Consider the following 2100-nt stretch of genomic DNA (forward strand, 5'->3'; position numbering starts at 1 on the left):
GGATTATATTTTTACAAACCAAGTAAGTTTTATATTTCTGCCTCTATGCCTAACATTTTAAACTCTGTGCATTTAGATGCAAATGGCTTTAAAATAGGATCAGAGACGCAACACTTTTTTGGAGCAGCAGGATACGTATTTGATTTATCAGAAAACTTTAAGCTAAAGCCACACGCTTTAGCTAAAGTTGCTTTTGATGCGCCAGTAAGTTTTGATGTAAACTTAAACTTATTTATGTATGACTTTGTAGAAGTAGGAGCAGGTTACCGCTTAGACGATTCTTTTAGTGGGATGATTAACTTTTTAGTGGCACCTAATTTAAGAATAGGTTATGCGTATGACAGTATCCAATCACAATTAGATGTTGTAACCAACTCATCACACGAGATTTTTATCAACTTTGATATTAATCTTCCAAGAAAAGTATCACGTTCACCACGTTATTTCTAATCAAAAGCCAACCATTACAATGAAAAAAATACAACTATTTATATTCGCGATATTACTAAGCAGTGCCAATGGGTTTGCTCAAAGTGATGCGACCAAAAGTGCTGACAAACATTTTGATAAGTTAGAGTTTGTTGAAGCAGCTAAAGCCTATACCAAATTAGTAGAAAAAGGAGAAGCAGACGCATACGTGTACCAACGATTAGCCGAAGCAAACTACAATACATTTAATACCGTAGAAGCAGAAAAGTGGTATGCTAAGGCATTAGAAACAAAAGCAGATCCAGAAATGCTTTATAAGTATTCTGAGATGTTAAAAGCAAATGGTAAATATGATGCTTCAAACGCACAAATGAAAAAATTTGCTTCGCTTTACAGCACAGATGACAGAGCTAAAGCATACACTGCTAATCCAAATTACTTAGAAGACATCTTAAAATCTGAAGCAAAATTTACTGCAGAAAATTTAGATTTTAATACAGCAGCTTCAGACTTTGGAGGGACTTTAAAAGATGGAACCCTTTATATTACCTCTGCAAGAAATGACTCTAGACGTAATTATGGATGGAATGACCAACCGTTTTTAGACATCTATGAAATAGCACAAGCAGAGGACGGAAGTTATGCTGAACCAAATTTGCTTAACGGAAAGATAAACACTAAATATCATGAAGGTGTGGTATCATTCTCACCAGACGGTAACACGATGTATTTTTCTAGAGAAAGCTTTTTTGAGAATATGTACGAAAAGCTAGAAACAGGAAACACAAAAATTAGTGTTATTCAGTTATTTAAAGCGACAAAATCTGGAGACAAATGGGATAAAGTACAACCGTTAAATATTAACACTAATACGTACTCTGTAAAAAACCCATCAGTAAGCAAAGACGGAACAACATTATACTTTGCATCTGATATGCCAGGAGGATTTGGTATGTATGACATCTACAAAGCAACTATTGAAGCTGATGGTATGGTTGGAACACCAGAAAACCTAGGAAACAAGATCAATACCTCAGGACAAGAAATGTTTCCATACGCAGGATCAAACGACTATTTATTTTTCTCTTCAAATGGACACTTAGGTTTAGGTAACTTAGATGTATTTTATACTGAATATTCTAATGCAGGAAAAGTAAAAAATATGGGAGCACCAATAAATAGTAAAGCAGACGATTTTGCTTTTAATATTGATGCAGATAAAAAAGGTTACGTGTCTTCAAACCGTGAAGGAGGAAAAGGAAGTGATGACATTTATGCTATTAATGAAATTAAAGCCTTATGTGATGTAGACCTAATTGTAACTGTAGAAAATGTAGAAACCGGAGAAAAACTAGCCAATGCTACAGTAGTACTACATGATGCTAAAGGATCAGTATTAGGGACACAAACAACCAATGCACAAGGTGTAGCAACATTTAATACAGACTGTGACTTAGATACTAGCTTAAAAGTAACTAAAGCAGAGTTTGAAGATAACACAGTAACTGTTAATACAAAACGAGAAGACCGTCTTGCTGTTACAGTTGACCTAACACCAATCAAGAAAATTATTGTTGCAGACAAAGTGGTGTTAGACCCAATTTACTTTGAGTTTGACAAATCTAACATTACACCACAAGGAGCATTAGAGTTAGACAAACTAGTCTTAGT

2 protein-coding genes are annotated in these 2100 nt (G+C 34.6%); both read left to right on the forward strand.

Annotated features, from left to right (window positions below; translation table 11 throughout):
• A partial coding sequence (locus V6251_RS15105) for a PorP/SprF family type IX secretion system membrane protein (RefSeq protein WP_341588991.1) occupies window positions 1-450 on the forward strand: 450 nt, incomplete at its 5' end.
• 19 nt (window positions 451-469) lie between these two features.
• Window positions 470-2100: cell envelope biogenesis protein OmpA (locus V6251_RS15110; protein ID WP_341588992.1), on the forward strand; the 1631-nt coding region annotated here is incomplete at its 3' end.

The organism is Olleya sp. Ti.3.14 (genome assembly GCF_038154885.1).
Taxonomy (GTDB): Bacteria; Bacteroidota; Bacteroidia; order Flavobacteriales; family Flavobacteriaceae; genus Olleya.